Below are 17,429 nucleotides of genomic sequence, written 5' to 3' on the forward strand. Positions count from 1 at the left end.
GCAACCGCCATGGATTTCACCTTCACCCCTGAGCAGACGATGCTGCGTGACACCGTGCGCAGCGTGCTGACCCGCCACTACACCCCCGAGCACCGCGCCGCGGTCGTCGCCGACGATCCCGGCTGGGATCCGAAGGTGTGGTCGGCCTTCGCCGAGATCGGCCTGCTCGGGCTCACCGTGTCGAGCGAGGACGGCGGCATCGGCGGCGGCCCCGTCGAGACGCTGCTGGCCATGGAGGAACTCGGTCGCGCGCTGGCGCCGGAACCGGTCTTCGACTGCGCCCTGCTGCCCGCGCTGCTCATCGGCCGCGCGGGCACCCCGGACCAGCGCGCCACTCTCCTGCCCGGCATCGTCGACGGCGAGCGGCTGTTCGCGTTCGCCCACGCCGAGCCCGGCGCCCGCTGGCCCTACCCCGAGCCGCGCACCCTGGCCGTCGACGACGGTGGCCGGTGGACGCTGACCGGACGCAAAAGCCTTGTGCCCGGCGGTGATCGGGCCGACCAGCTGATCGTCTCGGCCGTGGTGCCGACCGGCGAGACCGCGCTGTTCCTCGTCGACGCCGCCGACGCGGCCCTCGTGCGCAGCCCCTACCGTACCTACGACGGGCGCCGCGGCGCCGACATCGAACTCCGTGGCGCGTCCGGCACACTGCTCGGCACCGCCCTCGACGCAGGCGCGGTCATCGACGAAGCCGTGATCACCAGCCAGGCGGCCCTCGGCGCCGAAGCGGTCGGTGCGATGGCCGAGGCGCTGCGCCTGACCACCGAATACCTGAAGACCCGCAAGCAGTTCGGGGTCGCGCTGCGTACCTTCCAGACCCTCACCCACCGCGCGGCCGACATGTACGTCTCGCTGGAACTGGCCCGCAGCATGAGCCTGTACGCGGCGATGTCGCTGGCCGACGGTGTTGTGGACGCCACGGTGGCCTCGCGCGCGAAACGTCGCATCGACCGCTCCGGCAAGCACATCGGGCAGGAGGCGATCCAGCTCCACGGGGGCATCGGCATGACCGCTGAGTACCCGGTCGGCCACTACACCGCCCGGCTCGCCGCCATCGAACACACCCTGGGCGATCAGAGCGATCACCTGCGCGCCCTGTCGAGTCCGCTGGGCGAGCACGCGAAAGCGGAGCACTGATGCGCATTCGCGGCGCGGTCCTCGATCACCACGACCGGCCGCGGCCCTTCGCCTCGTCGCGGCCGATCGGGGTGTACGACCTCGAACTCGACGAGCCGGGCCCGACCGAGGTGCTGGTGCGGATCGAGGCGGCCGGCGTGTGCCACTCCGATCTCAGCGTGGTCGACGGCAATCGCGTGCGGCCGCTGCCGATGCTGCTCGGACACGAGGCGGCGGGCATCGTGGCGGCCGTCGGTGACGAGGTCGACGATCTGGCCGTCGGCGACCGCGTCGTCATGTCGTTCCTGCCGCGCTGCGAGCGCTGCGCGGCGTGCGCCCGGGGCGGACAGCTGCCGTGCACCGAGGGCACGAGGGCGAACACGGCGGGCGAACTCCTGCACCACCCAGGCAGATTGAGCAGGGACGGCGAGCGCGTGCGCCACCATCTCGGAGTCTCCGGCTTCGCCACGCACGCGGTGATCGACCAGGCCTCCGTCGTCCCGGTGGGCCGCGATGTACCCCCGGAGGTCGCGGCCCTGCTGGGGTGCGCCGTCCTCACCGGGGGCGGCGCGGTGCTCAACGTCGCCGACCCGGCGCCCGAGGACGACCTGATGGTGGTCGGGCTCGGCGGCGTCGGCATGGCCGCGCTGCTCACCGCGGCCGCGATCGGGGTGCGGCGCCTCGTGGCGGTCGACCGGCTGCCCGCCAAGCTCACGGCGGCGCGCGAACTCGGAGCCACCGAGACCTACACGCCGGAACAGCTAGCGGCGCAAGGTATTCAGGCCCGCTACGTGATCGAGTGCGCCGGCCACCCCGCCGCGTTCGAGACGGCGTTCCTCGCCACCGCCGCGGGCGGAACGACCGTGACCGTCGGTCTGCCAGCACCCTCGGCCACGGTGACCCTGTCGCCACTGACGCTCACCGCGCAGGCCCGCACCGTCGTCGGCAGCTACCTCGGCTCGGCCGTCCCCGCGCGCGACATCCCGCGCTACGAGCAGATGTGGCGCGCGGGCAGGCTGCCGGTCGAGAAGCTGATCTCGGCCCGCATCGGCCTCGACGACCTCAACGAGGCGATGGATCAACTCGCCGACGGCGCGGCGGTGCGCCAGGTGATCGTCTTCGACCCGCCCACGGAGGCACGATGACCCACACCGACCTTCCGGTCGCCCAGTTCCTCGGTGGCCGCTGGGTGGCGAGCGCGGCGACGATGCCGGTCGTCGATCCGGCGACCGGCGCCCAGATCGCCACGGTCGCCGACGGCGACGAGGTGACCGGTCTGGCCGCGCTGGACGCCGCGGCCGCCGCACAACACGACTGGGCGGCCACCGACGCGCGCCACCGCAGCGACATCCTGCTGCGCGCGTTCGACCTGCTGCACGCCGACGCCGAGCGGATCGCCCGCACGATCACCTTCGAGATGGGCAAACCGCTCGCCGAGGCGCGCGCCGAAGTGAGCTACGGCGCCGAGTTCCTGCGCTGGTTCGCCGAAGAGGCCACCCGCGCCAGTGGCGCCTACTTCCGCGCACCCGCGGGCGGACGGCGGATCGCCGTCCGGACACAGCCGGTGGGGCCGGTTTTCGCGATCACACCGTGGAATTTCCCCCTGGCCATGGTCACCCGCAAGATCGCGCCCGCCCTCGCGGCCGGCTGCACCGTCGTCCTCAAGCCCGCGCCCCAGACACCGCTCACCGCACTGGAATTCGTGCGCATCCTGGAGGCGGCGGGAGTGCCGCCCGGTGTGGTCAACTGTGTGACGACCTCGCGCGCCCCGCAGGTGTCGGCGCCGATCATCGCCGACCGCAGGCTGCGCAAACTCACCTTCACCGGCTCCACCGCGGTCGGTCGCGCGTTGCTGGCGCAGGCCGCGCCGGGCGTGCTGCGGGTTTCGATGGAACTCGGCGGCAACGCGCCGTTCGTCGTCCTGGAGTCCGCCGACCTCGACAAGGCCGTCGAGGGCGCGGTGCTCGCCAAACTCCGCAACGCCGGCCAGACCTGCGTGGCCGCCGACCGATTCCTCGTGCACGCCGCGCGGGCCGCGGAATTCACCGAACGATTCCTCACCGCCGTCGCCGCCCTGCCGGTGGGCGACGGCAAGGACGAAACCACGCGCATCGGACCGGTGATCGACGACACGGCGGTGCGCCGGATCTCCGCCCTCGTCGACGACGCGGTCGATCAGGGCGCCCAGCGGCACCTCCTGGGACCCGACATCGACGGACCGGGTCACTTCGTGCGACCCACGGTCCTGACCGATGTCGACGCCCGCACGCGCCTGTGGAACTCGGAGACCTTCGGCCCCGTCACCGCGCTGCGCACCTTCACCGACCCGGCCGCGGCGCTGCGGCTGGCCAATGCCGGCTACTCCGGCCTGGCCGGGTACGTCTTCGGCGAAAACCTCGGCGAGACAATGGAGTTCGCCGAGAACCTGGAGACCGGCATGGTGGGCGTGAACACCGGGATCATCTCCGATCCCGCCGCGCCGTTCGGTGGGGTGAAGTCCTCCGGACTCGGCCGGGAAGGCGGCAGCACCGGGCTGGCCGAGTATCAGGAACAGCAGTACCTGGCCATCGCGCGCTGACCCGCTCGGCTCAGGTCGGCCGGTTCACCACGGCGAGCGCGAGTTCCGTGCACAGCGCGGCCACCTCGGTGGTCGGCTGGCTGGGGTCGCGCAGCCAGGCCTCGACGAGCTGATTGATGCCGCCGACGACGAACAGCGCCTCGCGGTGGCGCACCTCCGGATCGGCGGGAGCGTCGAGGAACTCCGCGCTGTAGCGCAACACGAGATCGGTGACGATCTCGACGGCATGGGTGCGCAGTTCCTCGAGCCCGGCCACGCTGTGCGCCTCGCTGGTGAGGATGCGGTGCACGCTCGGGTCGGCGGCGATCGCGTCGAGGTAGGTCGTCAGCGCCCGCCGCAGTTTGCTGCGGAGCGTGCCCGGCTCGGCCTGGCTCGCCGCGACCAGCGTGGCGAACAGCTCCTCGTGCACCTGCTGGGCGACGGCGAGCACCAGGGCGTCCCTGGTGTGGAAGTGCTCGTAGAAGTAGCGCGGGGTCAAGCTCGACGCCGCGCATACGCGCCGCACGGTGACCTCGGTCAATCCCGCGTCGCCCCAGATCTGTCGCGCCGCGGCGAGCAGCTTGTCGCGGCGTTCGTCGCGCCGATTCGCCGCGCTGATTCCCCGGTAGGACCGGACCACCTCTGTACGCGCCATTGACAGCACTTTAACAGCAGGCCTACTTTGGATATCAGTCGTTATCCAGTTTGCGTCGCTCAACGAGGAGTGCCGATGACCACCGTTCCCACCCGCCATCCCGATCGCCCGCACCGGGTTCCGGCGATCGTCGGCGGCTTCGCCGCGATGCTGGGGGTCCGCGGCCCCGACGCGGCGCAGTGGCGGCGCCTCGGCGAGAGTCTGCTCGTCGGCGACGAACCGATGGACCGCCTGGTCGACTGGATGGTCACCACGGGCAGCAAGCAGACGCGCCCGCTGTTCGATCGCGCGCTCGCCCACGGCATCGCCGCTGTCCCCGAGGCTCCCGAACCGCTGCGCGAGTTCTTCACCGCGGTCGAGACCGCTCCGGCCTGGGTCGACCCCGAGACGCTCGCGCGCGGCGCCAAGGTGCTGCTCAGCAGCGGCGCCGACGGCATGTACTTCGCGCGCGACGTCGCCATGATCGGCGGCTACCAGTTCTCCGGTTTCAACAAGACCCTGCTGCGCACGGGCGCCCTGGAGAAGGGCTCCAACCAGCGCTGGGCCGAGACCATGCAGTGGGCGATGGACGTGCTGTCCGAGGACGCGCTGGCTCCGCTCGGGCGGGGTTACCAGTCCACGATCCGGGTCCGCCTCATCCACGGGTTCGTCCGCCGTCACGTCGCCGCCATGCCGGACTGGCAGGTCGAGGACTGGGGCCTGCCCATCAACCAGACCGACATGGCGGCCACCCTGGTCGGCTCGTTCATCGCGCCGACGGTGGGCGGTCTCGGGATGGGCCTGCTGCTCGGCCCCGCCGACGCCGACGCCGTCGCGCACCTGGTCCGCTACGTCGGCTGGCTGCTCGGTGTCGAGGAGCAGTGGCTGCCGCATTCGTTCCGCGACGGGGTGCGCGTGCTGGTGCACACCCTGTCGGCGCTGGCCGACCCCGACGAGTCGACCCGCGTCCTCGCGGTGCCGATGTCGCGGGATCCGTTGTCCTGGAACTACGATCGGCTGCCCACGGTGCGCCGCCGCCTCGCCTACGCCCAGCATCTGTCCGTGACGGGAACCTTCCTCGGCTCCCGCACGATGCGCGCGCTCGGGCTGCCGACGGTGATCGTGCCCTGGTACCCGGCACTGCGGATCCCCGCCAACGTGGTCCGCTCGGCCACCCGGCTGCTCCCGGGCGGGCTCGATCGAGCGGCGCAACGCGGTGCGCGCGAGAACGATCGATTCATGCGCACGCTGGTCAGCAGCGGGCCGACCGTCGGCGGCTCGGCCGCGCGGCTCACCCACGCGGCCTGAGCGAGGTCAGGAGCCGGAGCGCAGCGCGGTGACGAGATCCCGGATGTGGTCGTCGCGCACCGGATAGCCGGGGAAGTAGCAGCACACCCGGTCCGCGAAACCGCCGAAGCGGTCCACGACGGTGGTGGCGCACTCCTCCGGGGTTCCGAACACCGCGAGCGTGTGGAGCATCCGCTCGTCGACGAGGTCGGTCATGGCGGCGACGTCGCCGCGCTTGGACAAGGCGTTCAGGCGCGGCTGCAGCTCGGACCATCCCTCGACCTCCAGGACCGGACGGTAGGCGGGAGTGGATCCGTAGAAGGCGAGCAGCCTGCGCACGCCCACCGCCGCCGCGTCGAGCTCGGCGGCGGTCCGGCCCGTTCCCACGATCACCTGCGGGTAGATCGCGAGCTCGCTCGGTGCGCGACCCGCCCGGGCGAGTCCCTCCTCGATCGCGGGCCAGGTCCGCTCGGCCAGATGACGGGCGCTGTTGAACGGCATGATCAACAGCCCGTCGGCGACCTCGGCGGCCATCCTGGTCATGATCGGACCCAGCGCGCCGAGGCAGATCTCCGGTATCCCATACGGATTCGGCCCCGGATCGAAGGTCGGCGCCATGAGGGTGTGCCGGGTGAACTCACCCTCGAAGCGCAGCGGCGCGCGGTGCTGCCAGGCTTCCAGGATCGCCTTCACCGCCAGCACGCTCTCCCGCATCCGCGCCGCCGGACGCGACCAGGTCCCGCCGTAGCGCTTCTCGATGTGCGGCCGGATCTGCGACCCGAGCCCGAGCCGGAACCTGCCGCCACTGAGCAGCTGCAGGTCATAGGCGGAGTGCGCGAGGTGCAGCGGGCTGCGCGGCAGCGCGATCGCCACATTCGTCATGAGATCGACCCGCGTGGTCCCCGCGGCCGAGACGAGCGGCAGGAACACATCGTGCGGCCCCTCGAACGTGAACAGCCCGTCGGCCCCGCACGTCGCCAGCTCCGCCGCCCGGACGGCGGCATCCTCCGGCCGCCCGTCCAGCTGCAGATCCACCTTCATCGACACACGCGTCATCCCCGCATTGCACCCCATGACCGCACCGGCAGGTGCTGATATCGGCCAGACCGCCTCCGCTGCTGCGAAATTCGCGCGCCCGAACACCGGGCTCAGCGCAGGAAGTCGACGATGAGCGGGATCGTCTCGGCCGGGCAGTCCTCATGGACGGTGTGGCCGCAGCCGGGCAGGACCGTGGCGGTCGCGTGCGGGATACGCGCGGCGAGGCGGTGGGCCTGGTGCGCGGGCAGCCACTCGTCCGCACCGCCCCACAGGATCTGAGTTACGGCGCCGACCTTGTGCAGATCCCGGTCGGTCAGGCGGTAGTCGAGGTTGCGCCACAGGGCGAGAAATCCGGCGCGATGGGCGGGCTCGGCGAACGGCGGCCACAGCTGGTCGATCATTTCCTCGGTCACTGCCTGCTTGCGCGCGAACGTGCCGCGGATGCTCTCGGCGTAGAACTCACGGGTGGTGAGTTCCGTAGCTACCTCACCCAGCAGTGGCGTGGTGAAAAGTGGCGTCACGGGGGCTTTTTCGGCATCCAATCCGGGTGAGTCGAGCACACTCAGCCGCGCGACGCGCTCGGGGTACTGCTCGGCGAAGTACAGGCTCCACGCCCCGCCCCACGAATGCCCGACCAGCGCGGTGCGGTGCAGACCGACCGCGTCGAGGAATGCGGCGAGCGCGGCGGCCATCGAGGGCAGGTCGTACGCGAAGCCTGGTCGCTTCAGCTCGGTGTAGCCCTGGCTGGGCAGATCGACCGCGTACACGGTGTGTTCGCGCGCGAGCGCGGGAATCACGTCGCGCCAGGAGTACTGCCACAGTCCGCCGCCGGCGACGAGCACCACCGGTGAGCCCTGCCCCTGCACGGTGTAGTGGAAACGGGCGAGTTCGGTGTCGGCGTAGCGGGAATCGATGTGGTCGAGGTAGGTCGGCCGGTCGGTGTGGTCCGGCAGGTTCTCGGCGTGCGCGACCGGTGTCGCGACGGCGAGGACCGCGGCCACGACGACCGCCAGTCGGCGAATGCTCATGCTGCGCCTCCATGATCGAGTGAGTAGCTGTCGATCCATGGACGAGATGCCCGTCCGCGACGTGACGCGTGGTGGCGCGCCTCACGCGGCGAACGGGCTGCTCCGGCTGCCCGTCGCAGCCTCGGGCTATCGGGCGCCCGGCGGGGAGTTCTTCGACGTCGCCGCCGGAGTCCTGGCCTCCGTGCGGTGCTGGTCCCACCAGGCGGCGCCGTCCTGGCGCGCGGGGCTGGGTTCTCTGGAAGGTGAAGGCGCGCTGGGTATTCCGAGCACGCGCAGCCGCCAGTCGTCCTCGGGAATCGAGGCCACGATGCGGACCGGGACGACGGCGGTCAGCAGCAGGTAGTTCCCGACGCAGATCATCAGGCACAGCGGGGGCAGCGAGACCACGGTCGCGGTCTCGAGCGTGCCCATCTCGATCGGCGCCCGCGAGATGGCCAGCACGTTCCCGATGATGCTGGCGAGCACCGCGGCGATCAGCAGCAGTTCGTAGACCCGCACCATCGAGGTGGCCTTCTCGTCACGGATGCCGACCAACGTGATGAACGTGCAGGCGACCAACGCGACGGTGAGCCCGACCACAACCGGCCACAACCAGGTCAGGTGCTCGGGCACCCCGGCCGCGCGGGCGAGGGTGGAGGTGAAGGTGAACGACGTGATCGCCGCGGCGACGACCAGGAGCGACCCTAAGCCCACGAGTAGCTTCGGCACTGTGAAGGGAACAGGGCGGGGGAAAGGGTCCGAGTGGTCCATCAGGCTCCATCCTAAGGGCTACGGCCACCAAACATGCAGGCACTCAATAGAGTACGGGCACCCGGCGGGTCCCCGCCGCAGAGCGTGGCAGCGCCCGCCGTCACAGGCGGACGGGAGTGAGGATCTGCCAGGCCTGCAGAGCGGCCCCGAGGTCGCGTACCGCCGCGGGATCCGACAGCGAGCGCCCGGTGAGTTTCTCGACGCGGCGCAGCCGATAGCGCACCGTATTGGGGTGCAGGAACAGCCGCTCGCCGGTGGTCGCCGCGGAACCGCCCGCGGCGAACCAGGTTTCGAGCGTCTCCAGCAGACGGACGCGTTCCTCGTGGGGTAGCGCGAGTATCGCGCGCAGGCGCAGATCGACCAGGTGCGCCGCCTCGGCGGGCGCCGCGGCGACCACCATGCCCAGGGGATTGTCGTCGAAGCGGGCGACCCCCGAGGCGCGGTCGGCGAGACCGACCAGCGCGAGCCGGGCGAAGTGCAGCGCCTGCGGCGTCTCGGTGAGCGACTCGTACGGCGGACTCACGCCGATCCTGGCACGGTGTTTGCGCAGGGCGGCCAGCGCCGCGGACTCGCGATCCACCGCCAGCGCGAGCACGCCGATCTGCTGATCGGGCTGCAGCCGCCAGGCGGAGGTGATCCGGGCGTGGCGCAACGCCGCCTCGATCCCGGGCAGCGCCTCCCGGCCCGCGACGCCCACCTCGGCGGCCACCACGACGAAGCGCCCCCGCGCGGGCAGCCCGAGAATGCGGGTGGCCTCGCCGAGGGTGGCCGGGTCGGCGATGACCCCGGTGAACAGGGCCTCCACCAGCACCGAACGCTCGTGCTCGCGTTGCAGCATGAGCTCGGAGCTGCGCTCGCGGTAGGCGGCGGCCACGGCGACCGAATACTCACCGGCCAGCGCCCACACCTCCGCGGCCAGATCGACCAGCACCGCGTCACTCACCGCCTGATGCCGCCGGGCCTCGGCGACCAATTCCGACCACAGGAATTCGAACCCGATCCGGAAGGCGTGCAGCGTCTCCGCCAGCGGCACACCCTGCTGGGCGCGCAGCCTGCCCGTCTCCCGCGGCGGCGCGGGATCCACCGGTTCGTCGGTGGTGAAATGCTGCGCCATCAGCCGCAGATTGCGGGTGCAGGAGATCTGGATCGTCGTGAACGGCACCACCTCCTCGTCGCGGTAGGTGTCGAGCTCCGCGACCAGGATCCGGGCCAGCTGCAACCCGAGATCGTCGATGCGCGCGAGCAGCGCCGCGGCGACCTCACCGATCGGGCTCGGTGGTGATGTTCGAACCATTTCCGCAGCTTACCGGCGGTGCAATTGTCCCCGTGGACAATGCCGACCCGCCGATGCTGTCCGGCGGCCCATGGGAGCGGCGGCACCACGGTGCGACGATCTCCTGCAGTGCGTTTCGCCCGGCCTCCGGCCCGCCCGCGCACGCCTTGCTCGCCCATCACCCAGGAGTCGCCCATGTTCACCTACCCCAGCAGCGACGGCACGACCATCCACGTCCGTTCCTGGCTGCCCGCACGCGGGGCGGATGTCACCGGCGTGGTCCAGATCGCGCACGGGATGGGCGAACACGGCGGACGATACCGCCCTGTCGCCGAGCGCCTCACCGACCTCGGCTACGCCGTCTACGCGGCCGACCATCGCGGCCACGGACACAGCATGGCGGGCGAGCCCGGTGACCTCGGCGCGAACGGCTGGAACCTGCTCGTCGAGGACATGGCCGCGCTGACCACGATCCTGCGCCGAACCCACCCGGAGCTGCCCGTGGTGCTGTTCGGGCACAGCCTCGGCTCGTTCGCCGTCCAGCAGTACCTGCTCGATCATGCCGCGCTCGTCGACGCGGCGGTGCTGTGCGGCACCACCGCCGTCGACGGGCTGTTCGTCGAGATCGCCGCAGCCGGAGGCGACTTGCTCGACCTGTTCAACCGGGAATTCCAGCCGACGCGCACGCCCGCCGACTGGCTCAGCCGCGACACCGCCCAGGTCGACGCCTATCTGGCCGACCCGTGGTGCGGCTTCGAGATCGATGCGGCGAACATGGCGCTGCTGGCCGGGGCGGGCACCGAGCGGCTGGCCGAGCCCCGGGGCATCAGGCCCGGGCTGCCGCTCTACGTCATGGTCGGCGCCCGGGATCCGTTGAACGCCGGCGTGCGGCTGAGTGATCTGCAGGTCCAGCGCTACCGCGACGCCGGGCTCACCGACATCACCTATCGCGTCTACCCGGACGCCCGCCACGAGATCCTCAACGAGATCAACCGCGCCGAGGTGGAGAACGACCTCATCGCCTGGCTTTCGGCGCCCCGGGCGGTGGCACGCTGACCACCGCCGCCGCTATCGGGTGCGCTGCGTGCGCCCCCGGTCGGCGATGCGGAACTCGACCGTCACCGGGATGGCGGTGAGCTCGAGCGCCGTCTGCAGCCGGGGCACGGCGTGGCCGAGGATCCGCTGGCGCAGAGCGGACAGATCGGCGGCGGGCTCGGCGTCCACCAGCAGATGCAGATCGGGGGCGAGCGCGTTGCCCGAGAGCCGCGCGGTCGTGGCCCGCACCCCGTCGTAGGACTCGATGTCGGCCTCGACCGCCTCGGCCACCGTGCCGGACCCGAGTTGCGTGCGTCCGGCGTCGGTGTCGCTGATCCGCCACACCGCGCGCTTGGGCAGCCGGGTGAACTGAGCGGCCAGCCAGCGCAGCGCGAGGAGAGCGAGCACCACCGCCGCGGCGATGACGAGGACGAAGACGAACCGCGGCGGTTCCTCGGTGCCGGGCACCAGCGGTGCGTCGGGGGAGACCCGGAAGGCGCCGAAGTGCGCCGCGATCAGCAGTCCGCCCGCCCCGGCCGTCAGCAGGCCGAGCAGTCCGAGCACGCTCCGGTTGAGCCGCGCGGGACGGTTGGCGGTGGTCATCGTTCACCTCCCGGTGCGAGCCTGCGCAGGCTGGTGCGCAGGCGGGGAACCTCGGCCGGCTTGATGCGGTCCAGCCGCTCCGCGACGGCGAGGCCGACCTCCCGCGCGGTCTGTTCGGTCGTGTGGTGCGTCCGGCCCGAGACGTGGATCTTCTTGCGGCGCAGCCTGACCCGCGTCTTGTCCAGGCCGTCGACGGTGCCCGCCGCGTCGGCGAGCGCGGCCCGCAGACTCCGGCGGGCGATCCCCGCGTCGATGCCGTCCCCCGATTCCAGCGCGACGACGACCGGCCTGCCGGGCAGGGCGGCCACCGCCAGCAGCGCCATACCGAGCACCGCGACCGCGATGCCTGCCCCGAGCACCCACCCGCTACCCCACGACGTGTCGTGCAGCCAGGTCGCGACGCTGTCGTAGGAGACCCATTCCCTGGTCCCGGTGAGCCGCTGGATCAGCGACACCACCACCAACACGGCCAGCGCGCACAGCAGCACCGCGACGACGACGGCCGGGACGACCCGGCGTGGACGGCGTGTCATCGCACTCTCCTCTCCGGCGGTTCCGGCACCATCGCCGAGACCTCGATATCGACCCGCGGCACGGTGAGCCCGGTCAGTTCCTCGGTCCGGGCGATCAGATGCGACCGGCACTCCTCGGTGACCCGGCCGACCGGCAACGGATAGCGCACGGGGAGCCGGACGCTCAGCGTCGCACCGGTACCGATCACCTGCGCGCTGACCTGCACGCCCGGCTCCACTCCCGGCACCTCACCCGCGGCCCGCTGGGCCAGGCGACGCACCGCGCGCTCACCGATCGTGGTCGTCCCGGGGAGCGGGACGGCGGTGCTGGTCACCGCCTGCCCCGATCCTGGGCCGAGCGCACCAGCCCGGACAGGTCGACCTCGCCGTCGAGCCAGCGTCCGACCAGCAGACCGAGGCCACCGAAGATCAGCACGACGGCGAACGCGCCCAGCCCGCCGAACGCGGCGGCGAACCCCAGGGACAGACCCATCACGAGGCAGATCGTGGTGGCACTCATGTCACTGCACCCGGTCGCGGCCGGCCGACTGCTGCTCGTCGGTGTCGTCCTCGATGAACACGTCGTTGACGTTGATGTTCACCTCGACGACCTCGAGCCCGGTCATCTGCTCGATGGCCGTGATCACGTTGCGGCGCACCGCGATCGCAAGCTCCGCGATGGCGACGCCGTATTCGACGACGAGTTCGAGGTCGACGGCGGCCTGCTTCTCGCCCACCTCGACCGACACGCCCTGGCCGATGCTGGAGGAAGCGCCCGGAATGCGGTCACGCAGGGCGCCGATCGCGCGCGCCGTGCCGCCGCCGAGGTCGTGCACCCCGCGCACCTCGCGCGCCGCCAGGCCGGCGATCTTCTGGACGACGGCGTCGGCGATGGTGGTGGTGCCCTGGTCGGTCACCAGGGCGCTGGGGCGATTCGACGCGTCCCGGCCCGCGCCGATCTTCTCGACGGTCTTGGCGTTCTCGGTGGTCGTGCTGGACATGATGCCTCCCGATTGTGTTGTGCTCCAAGGGCTGACGAACTGTCATAGGTAGGACACCGGGCTCGCCCGATCGTCACGGTCCCGGCGAGTGATCTGGATCTCTGTGCGAGCCGACCGCGTCGACGTGCAGGTCCACGACATGCACACGCAGCACCGCGTCGGCCCAGCGGGACGCGGCGAGAACCGGCCGCACCGCCGCGTCCAGTTTTCCGAGCAGCGGCGGCAGCGGCAGGGTCGTGGCCACCACCCGGATCTCGACCACCGTCTCACCGAGATCGACGGCCGCCCGGCCGGCGTTCCACGGCAGCCAGCGGCTGTTCTGCAGACCCATCGGCACCGCGGGGTGCGCGCCGTCGACGGCGTCGATCGCCGCGATGATCCGATCGGTCATCTCGTCTTCGATGTTCACGGCCGCCCCGGTTCGATGTCGAGCACGTTCACGCGGACCGAATCGACCTCGGCGCCGGTGGATTCCGTGACAGCCTCCGACACCGCCCGCTGCACGGCCCGGCCCACCTCGACGACGGCGCCCGACCCCGACAGCGCGAGATCGATCTGGATGTGGAGCAGGCCACCGGCGCGGCGCACCCGCACCCCGGCCGACGCGGCGGGTTCCTGCCCGATCCACAGCTGCCGTCCCGACCTGGCGAGCTGGCCGACCAAGCCGAGCACACCCGGCTCGAGCCGGGCGACTCCGGGAACCCGCGCGGCCGCCGCCGCTGCCACACCCGCGATCACCGCGTCCCCGACGACCAGTTCGGTCGCCGGGGCCGTACCGGTCATCGCTGCTCCTCGTAGAGATCGACCACGGTGATGTCGAGCCTGCCGAGCCGCACACCGACGCGCGCGGTGGCCGCGGCCCGCGCGCGTTCACGCACCGTCGCGACGAGCGCGTCGATGCTGTGCACGCCCGAACGCACGGCGATGGTCATGTCGACCGCGATCACCTGCTCACCGTCGGTCCCGGGTTCGCTGCTGCGCACCCGGCAGTGCCGGGCCCGGACGCCGTCGACGGTGTCGGCCGCGAACCGCAACACCACGGCCACCGCCTGCTCGCTGACCTGGATCCCGCCGGGATGCGTCGTGTCGACGGTGAGGGTGCGGCCGCGGCGCACGTCGGCGCGCACGGCGGACATGATCCGGCCGAACAGATCGGGCGGTGGGGGATCGGGCTCGTCGATCAGCTCGCGGGTCGCGTTGCGCAGCGTCAGCAGGCTCTCGCGTGCCCCCGCGCAGTGCGGGCAGCCCGCTTCGTGCCGGTCGAGCTCCGCCTCGTCGAGTCGCTCCCACACCTGTTCGAGGCCGCGTCCGCAGGGGAGCAGGTAGTCGTTGTCGATGTGGTTGGTCACCGCCATGGCTTCATCACCTCTGCCAGTTGGGCTCGGGCACGGGCGATCCGCCCGCGCACCGCCGTGCTGTTGGCGCCGACGATCTCGGCGATCTCGTCATAGGACCGGCCGTGCACCTCGCGCAGCAACCAGCAGGCCCGCTGCTCGGGCGTCAGCAGTTGCAGCGCGTCGGTGAGCGCGGCCAGCTGGCTGCTCACCTCGGTCGCGTGCTCGGGCCTGGTGTCGGTGCGTGGCGACGCCGTCGTATCCGGGTCGACGTCGGCGGGCAGCCGGCGCGCCCGCAGCACATTGAGACACCGATTGGTCGTCATCCGGTACAGCCAGCCCGCGAAGGCCGCGTCGTCCTGCAACCGGCCGATCGTGCGCCAGGCCTTGAGGAACACCTCCTGGGTCACGTCCTCGGCCTCGGCGCGATCGGCCAGCATCTTCGCGGCCAGCCGGAACATCGGACCCTGATAGCGCAGCACCAGCTGCTCGTATGCCCGGACATCGCCGTCACGCGCCCGACCGGCGAGGGTCGCGTCGTCCAGCTCTGTCTCGGGTGCGGGCGACGTCGTGGTCACACCGGCACCTCCTCCGCTGCTCCTGTGTTGGACACGTGTGCGCAGGAATTCGTCACGGCAAGTATCAGTGATGGTCGTCTCACCCCGGGTCGTGCGATTCGGGGTGTCGCGAAGTCGCTCCGGATCGAGGGACCGGATCCCGGTCGACACGCCGCTGTGTCAGCCTCTGTAGCGAGCCGAGAAACAACGGCAAATCCCCAGGTCATCCAGGCGATTTGGTTTCCGACAGCGCGTCGGATAATCTTTTGGCACACCAGCAAGTCCGGGTGGCGGAATGGCAGACGCGCTAGCTTGAGGTGCTAGTGCCCGTATTAGGGCGTGGGGGTTCAAGTCCCCCTCCGGACACCAGCGCTATCCCCAACAGGGGATGTCGTAATGACCATTCGATGCTCCAAGTGCGCGTAGCGCACTTGGAGCTCGATTGCGTTGTAGAGCTCTTTCTTGTGCTCGGGAGCCCCTCTCGCCAGGATCAGGCGGACATTGCCTTGGGATTCGATGATCTTGCGGAACTCGGTCTCAGTGAACTGCTCCAGTGCCGGGAGGTTGTTAAGCTCGACCTGCGCGGCGGCTTTGTCGGCTTGGGCGGCGTTCATTGCTTCGACGACTGCTTGTGGGTCGATGCCTGCTTCGATCGCGGCGAGGTGACGTTCGATCCGCGTCGACGCGTGCTCGATGCGACGTCGTAGAGAGGCTCGGCGTGTGTCACCGTCATCCTCACCCTGTGCCGAGAGGAGTGCGGCGATCGTGTGATCGAGGCGGTCGGGGTGGAACAGTGTGGACAGCCATTCGTCGACGGGTGTGGTGATGTCGGATTCGCGAAGGTTCACCGTTGGTGGGTGGATTGCCCGCACGGAGCTACCGGGTGGGAGGGTGCGTGCTCGGCACCGGTAGTAGACGGCCTTGCGAAGCACCTCTCCCTGCATCTTGCGGTTGCAGATCTCGCAGTAGACCCGCCCTCGGAACAGATAGGTGTTGCCGGAGTTGATCGGTCTGGTTCGTTCGAGGCGGCTACGGGCGCGGTTGCTGGCCCCGGCGCGCTGCTTTCGTTCGAGGGTGGCTTTGGTGAAGGTTTCGACGGAGATGATGGCGGGATGTGCAGGCTTCCGGGAGCGGACGATGCGCTGTGCGGGCGAGCGGGCGAACTTGATGATGTTGCCGGCGGCGACGTCGTCGGGGTCGAGGAGTTGTTCGGTCTTGGTCCACCGTCCGAAGACCGCGTAGCCGGTGTAGCGAGGGTTCTGCAGTATTGCTCCGACCGTGGTGGCCTGCCAGCCGTCGCCGGATCGATGCCGGTTCTGCTCGGGGCGGTGCGCTGATGGGCACGGGATGTTCTCCCGATTGAGTTCGGTGGCGATAGCTCGATCGCTTCGCCCGTCGAGGTAGAGGCGGAAGATCCGTTGCACCACAGGGGCGGTGGCGGCGTCGATGGACAGGATGCGCAGTTTCAGGTTGTCGGCGGCCCGGTTTGGGTTGGGGTGTGGTGGCCCGTCGACGACGCGGTATCCGTAGGGTGCTCGTCCTCCTTGGTGGCGTCCTTCGTTGAGGACTTGGGCGTTCATGCTGGCGCGGGTGCGTTGCTGAACATGCTGGCGTTCGGATTCGCTGAGCCCGCCGAGCATGTTCATCATCATGGTGTGGGTGACGTTGTCGGGGTCGTAGCGGCCGCCGAGTTCGGGGACCCAGATCGAGACGCCGTAGGCGTGGATGCGGGGTGCAACGAGGCTGAACTGGTTGCCGAACCAGCATCGGGTACCTTCGCCGACGACGATGCCGACCCAGCCGCGGCCGCTTTCGCGGAGGTCGTCGAGGAGTTTGGCGGCTTCGGTGCGGCGGTGCCAGGGAACCGAGCGTGATTGGCCGACGTCGAAGTAGCTCTTCACGATTCGTCCGCTGACGAACTTCTGAGCGTTCCCGAGCTGCCACTGGTAGGAGGTTTCGGGGTCCTGGTTGTCCTCTGTGCTGCAACGCCCATAGAAGGCCAAGTCCTGTTCGACGACCGGTCCGAGGTCGGTCGTCTCCAATCCGAAAAGGTCATCCAGCGTGGCCCACTCATTGACCTCGGTTGTCATAAGAGTCCTTGTCTTCCTGGTCTGTTGGCGCGGAACCGTGTGTGTCATGGGTCATCAGCCGTAGAAGGGCACGCGCCGCTGACGTGGTGAGTGGAGGTGGCTGACCAGGGCATACCACCTCGAGATCATGTGGGGTGGCTGGCTCTGGCAGGCTGGAGCCTGGCCTACCCGACATGCAGCGCAACTTTCGTGGCTGCGACAGGCATGTCTTGGTTGCGGCCAGCCGCCCGGGCTATTCCTTCCGGCGCTGGTGGCGACGCGGTCTCTGGTGCGCGACCGAATCCTGCTGTACGGGGCCGGGATCGGCGAATCAGTCGCGAGGTTTTCGAGCGCGGGGATGTCGAGAAGCGGGAAGAATCCATGGGGTACCTACATGCCGGGTTCCCCTGTCGATGGCTCTTCCGCCACTCATTGTAGCGCGGGAGTTTGTGGACGCTTGATATCGGTCGGGCATGAGCCGCGAGCAATGGCGCTGCCAGGCAGTCGAACACGCTGGTCTGGCACAGGAGCTCGGTGTCCTGAGGAGAAGGCTCGAACGTTGACCGATGTCCTGGACTGGTGGCGTGCGCTGCGCGGCAGGCGATCGTCCTGGTGTGCTTGAGTTCGGTCGCATG

General features: G+C 70.3%; 20 protein-coding genes and 1 tRNA gene. 6 read left to right on the forward strand and 15 right to left on the reverse strand.

Annotation, left to right across the window (positions count from 1 at the left end; all coding sequences use genetic code 11):
* The first annotated feature begins 9 nt into the window (after positions 1 to 9).
* From DFR69_RS28125 to DFR69_RS28135, 3 genes are read left to right on the forward strand one after another with little or no spacing between them, the layout of a single operon-like run.
* Positions 10 to 1,137, forward strand: a complete 1,128-nt coding sequence (locus DFR69_RS28125) for an acyl-CoA dehydrogenase family protein (protein WP_110040670.1) — start codon at positions 10 to 12, stop codon at positions 1,135 to 1,137.
* Positions 1,137 to 2,261 carry an alcohol dehydrogenase catalytic domain-containing protein gene (locus DFR69_RS28130; RefSeq protein WP_110040671.1) on the forward strand — a complete coding sequence of 375 codons (1,125 nt, stop codon included), beginning with the start codon at positions 1,137 to 1,139 and terminating at the stop codon, positions 2,259 to 2,261. Before DFR69_RS28125 ends, DFR69_RS28130 begins: the two co-directional genes overlap by 1 nt.
* A complete protein-coding gene (locus DFR69_RS28135; RefSeq protein ID WP_110040672.1) occupies positions 2,258 to 3,694 on the forward strand; it encodes an NAD-dependent succinate-semialdehyde dehydrogenase in 1,437 nt (478 codons plus the stop codon). The genes DFR69_RS28130 and DFR69_RS28135 overlap by 4 nt, the downstream gene beginning before the upstream one ends.
* Positions 3,695 to 3,704: 10 nt before the next feature.
* On the opposite strand, the gene DFR69_RS28140 is transcribed toward DFR69_RS28135, so the two are convergent.
* Entirely contained in the window at positions 3,705 to 4,328 is a 624-nt protein-coding gene (locus tag DFR69_RS28140; RefSeq protein WP_110040673.1) for a TetR/AcrR family transcriptional regulator, read from the reverse strand.
* A gap of 75 nt (positions 4,329 to 4,403) precedes the next feature.
* On the opposite strand from DFR69_RS28140, the gene DFR69_RS28145 reads away from it, so the two are divergent.
* Positions 4,404 to 5,615, forward strand: a complete 1,212-nt coding sequence (locus tag DFR69_RS28145) for an oxygenase MpaB family protein (protein ID WP_110040674.1) — start codon at positions 4,404 to 4,406, stop codon at positions 5,613 to 5,615.
* A gap of 6 nt (positions 5,616 to 5,621) precedes the next feature.
* Here the strand turns inward: DFR69_RS28145 and DFR69_RS28150 are convergent, their stop codons facing one another.
* The 4 genes from DFR69_RS28150 to DFR69_RS28165 form a co-directional block, all read right to left on the reverse strand.
* Positions 5,622 to 6,635, reverse strand: a complete 1,014-nt coding sequence (locus tag DFR69_RS28150) for a TIGR03617 family F420-dependent LLM class oxidoreductase (RefSeq protein WP_110040737.1) — start codon at positions 6,633 to 6,635, stop codon at positions 5,622 to 5,624.
* 107 nt (positions 6,636 to 6,742) lie between these two features.
* Positions 6,743 to 7,660 carry an alpha/beta fold hydrolase gene (locus tag DFR69_RS28155; RefSeq protein ID WP_110040675.1) on the reverse strand — a complete coding sequence of 306 codons (918 nt, stop codon included), beginning with the start codon at positions 7,658 to 7,660 and terminating at the stop codon, positions 6,743 to 6,745.
* 126 nt (positions 7,661 to 7,786) lie between these two features.
* Complete coding sequence (locus tag DFR69_RS28160) at positions 7,787 to 8,353, reverse strand: DUF2637 domain-containing protein (protein ID WP_167456434.1); 567 nt, start codon at positions 8,351 to 8,353, stop codon at positions 7,787 to 7,789.
* A 157-nt stretch (positions 8,354 to 8,510) separates the two neighbouring features.
* On the reverse strand, positions 8,511 to 9,704 hold the full coding sequence (locus DFR69_RS28165; protein ID WP_110040677.1) for a PucR family transcriptional regulator: 1,194 nt from the start codon (positions 9,702 to 9,704) through the stop codon (positions 8,511 to 8,513).
* A gap of 174 nt (positions 9,705 to 9,878) precedes the next feature.
* On the opposite strand from DFR69_RS28165, the gene DFR69_RS28170 reads away from it, so the two are divergent.
* Positions 9,879 to 10,739: an alpha/beta fold hydrolase gene (locus DFR69_RS28170; protein ID WP_110040678.1), complete on the forward strand. Its 861-nt coding sequence runs from the start codon at positions 9,879 to 9,881 to the stop codon at positions 10,737 to 10,739.
* Positions 10,740 to 10,751: 12 nt separating this feature from the next.
* On the opposite strand, the gene DFR69_RS28175 is transcribed toward DFR69_RS28170, so the two are convergent.
* The 9 genes from DFR69_RS28175 to DFR69_RS28215 form a co-directional block, all read right to left on the reverse strand.
* Complete coding sequence (locus tag DFR69_RS28175) at positions 10,752 to 11,321, reverse strand: alkaline shock response membrane anchor protein AmaP (protein WP_110040679.1); 570 nt, start codon at positions 11,319 to 11,321, stop codon at positions 10,752 to 10,754.
* The gene (locus DFR69_RS28180; RefSeq protein ID WP_110040680.1) at positions 11,318 to 11,854 is read right to left on the reverse strand and encodes a DUF6286 domain-containing protein; all 537 of its coding nucleotides are present in this window, start codon (positions 11,852 to 11,854) and stop codon (positions 11,318 to 11,320) included. The genes DFR69_RS28175 and DFR69_RS28180 overlap by 4 nt, the downstream gene beginning before the upstream one ends.
* The gene (locus tag DFR69_RS28185; RefSeq protein WP_110040681.1) at positions 11,851 to 12,168 is read right to left on the reverse strand and encodes an Asp23/Gls24 family envelope stress response protein; all 318 of its coding nucleotides are present in this window, start codon (positions 12,166 to 12,168) and stop codon (positions 11,851 to 11,853) included. Before DFR69_RS28185 ends, DFR69_RS28180 begins: the two co-directional genes overlap by 4 nt.
* Positions 12,165 to 12,353 (reverse strand): hypothetical protein, encoded by a 189-nt coding sequence (locus DFR69_RS28190; RefSeq protein ID WP_110040682.1) that lies wholly within the window; start codon positions 12,351 to 12,353, stop codon positions 12,165 to 12,167. The genes DFR69_RS28185 and DFR69_RS28190 overlap by 4 nt, the downstream gene beginning before the upstream one ends.
* A 1-nt stretch (position 12,354) precedes the next feature.
* A complete protein-coding gene (locus DFR69_RS28195) occupies positions 12,355 to 12,834 on the reverse strand; it encodes an Asp23/Gls24 family envelope stress response protein (protein WP_110040683.1) in 480 nt (159 codons plus the stop codon).
* Positions 12,835 to 12,907: 73 nt separating this feature from the next.
* Positions 12,908 to 13,243 carry a hypothetical protein gene (locus DFR69_RS28200; RefSeq protein ID WP_110040684.1) on the reverse strand — a complete coding sequence of 112 codons (336 nt, stop codon included), beginning with the start codon at positions 13,241 to 13,243 and terminating at the stop codon, positions 12,908 to 12,910.
* Positions 13,240 to 13,617, reverse strand: a complete 378-nt coding sequence (locus DFR69_RS28205) for an Asp23/Gls24 family envelope stress response protein (RefSeq protein WP_110040685.1) — start codon at positions 13,615 to 13,617, stop codon at positions 13,240 to 13,242. Before DFR69_RS28205 ends, DFR69_RS28200 begins: the two co-directional genes overlap by 4 nt.
* The gene (locus DFR69_RS28210) at positions 13,614 to 14,189 is read right to left on the reverse strand and encodes a hypothetical protein (RefSeq protein WP_110040686.1); all 576 of its coding nucleotides are present in this window, start codon (positions 14,187 to 14,189) and stop codon (positions 13,614 to 13,616) included. The genes DFR69_RS28205 and DFR69_RS28210 overlap by 4 nt, the downstream gene beginning before the upstream one ends.
* The gene (locus DFR69_RS28215) at positions 14,180 to 14,746 is read right to left on the reverse strand and encodes an RNA polymerase sigma factor (RefSeq protein ID WP_110040687.1); all 567 of its coding nucleotides are present in this window, start codon (positions 14,744 to 14,746) and stop codon (positions 14,180 to 14,182) included. Before DFR69_RS28215 ends, DFR69_RS28210 begins: the two co-directional genes overlap by 10 nt.
* Positions 14,747 to 15,006: 260 nt before the next feature.
* Between DFR69_RS28215 and DFR69_RS28220 the strand changes: the two genes are divergently transcribed.
* Positions 15,007 to 15,094: transfer RNA gene (locus tag DFR69_RS28220), tRNA-Leu, on the forward strand.
* On the opposite strand, the gene DFR69_RS28225 is transcribed toward DFR69_RS28220, so the two are convergent.
* Complete coding sequence (locus DFR69_RS28225; protein WP_110040688.1) at positions 15,073 to 16,815, reverse strand: recombinase family protein; 1,743 nt, start codon at positions 16,813 to 16,815, stop codon at positions 15,073 to 15,075. The two genes, DFR69_RS28220 and DFR69_RS28225, sit on opposite strands and share 22 nt — an antisense overlap.
* Between the last annotated feature and the right edge of the window lie 614 nt (positions 16,816 to 17,429).

This window comes from Nocardia neocaledoniensis (assembly GCF_003182135.1).
Classification (GTDB): Bacteria; Actinomycetota; Actinomycetes; order Mycobacteriales; family Mycobacteriaceae; genus Nocardia; species Nocardia neocaledoniensis.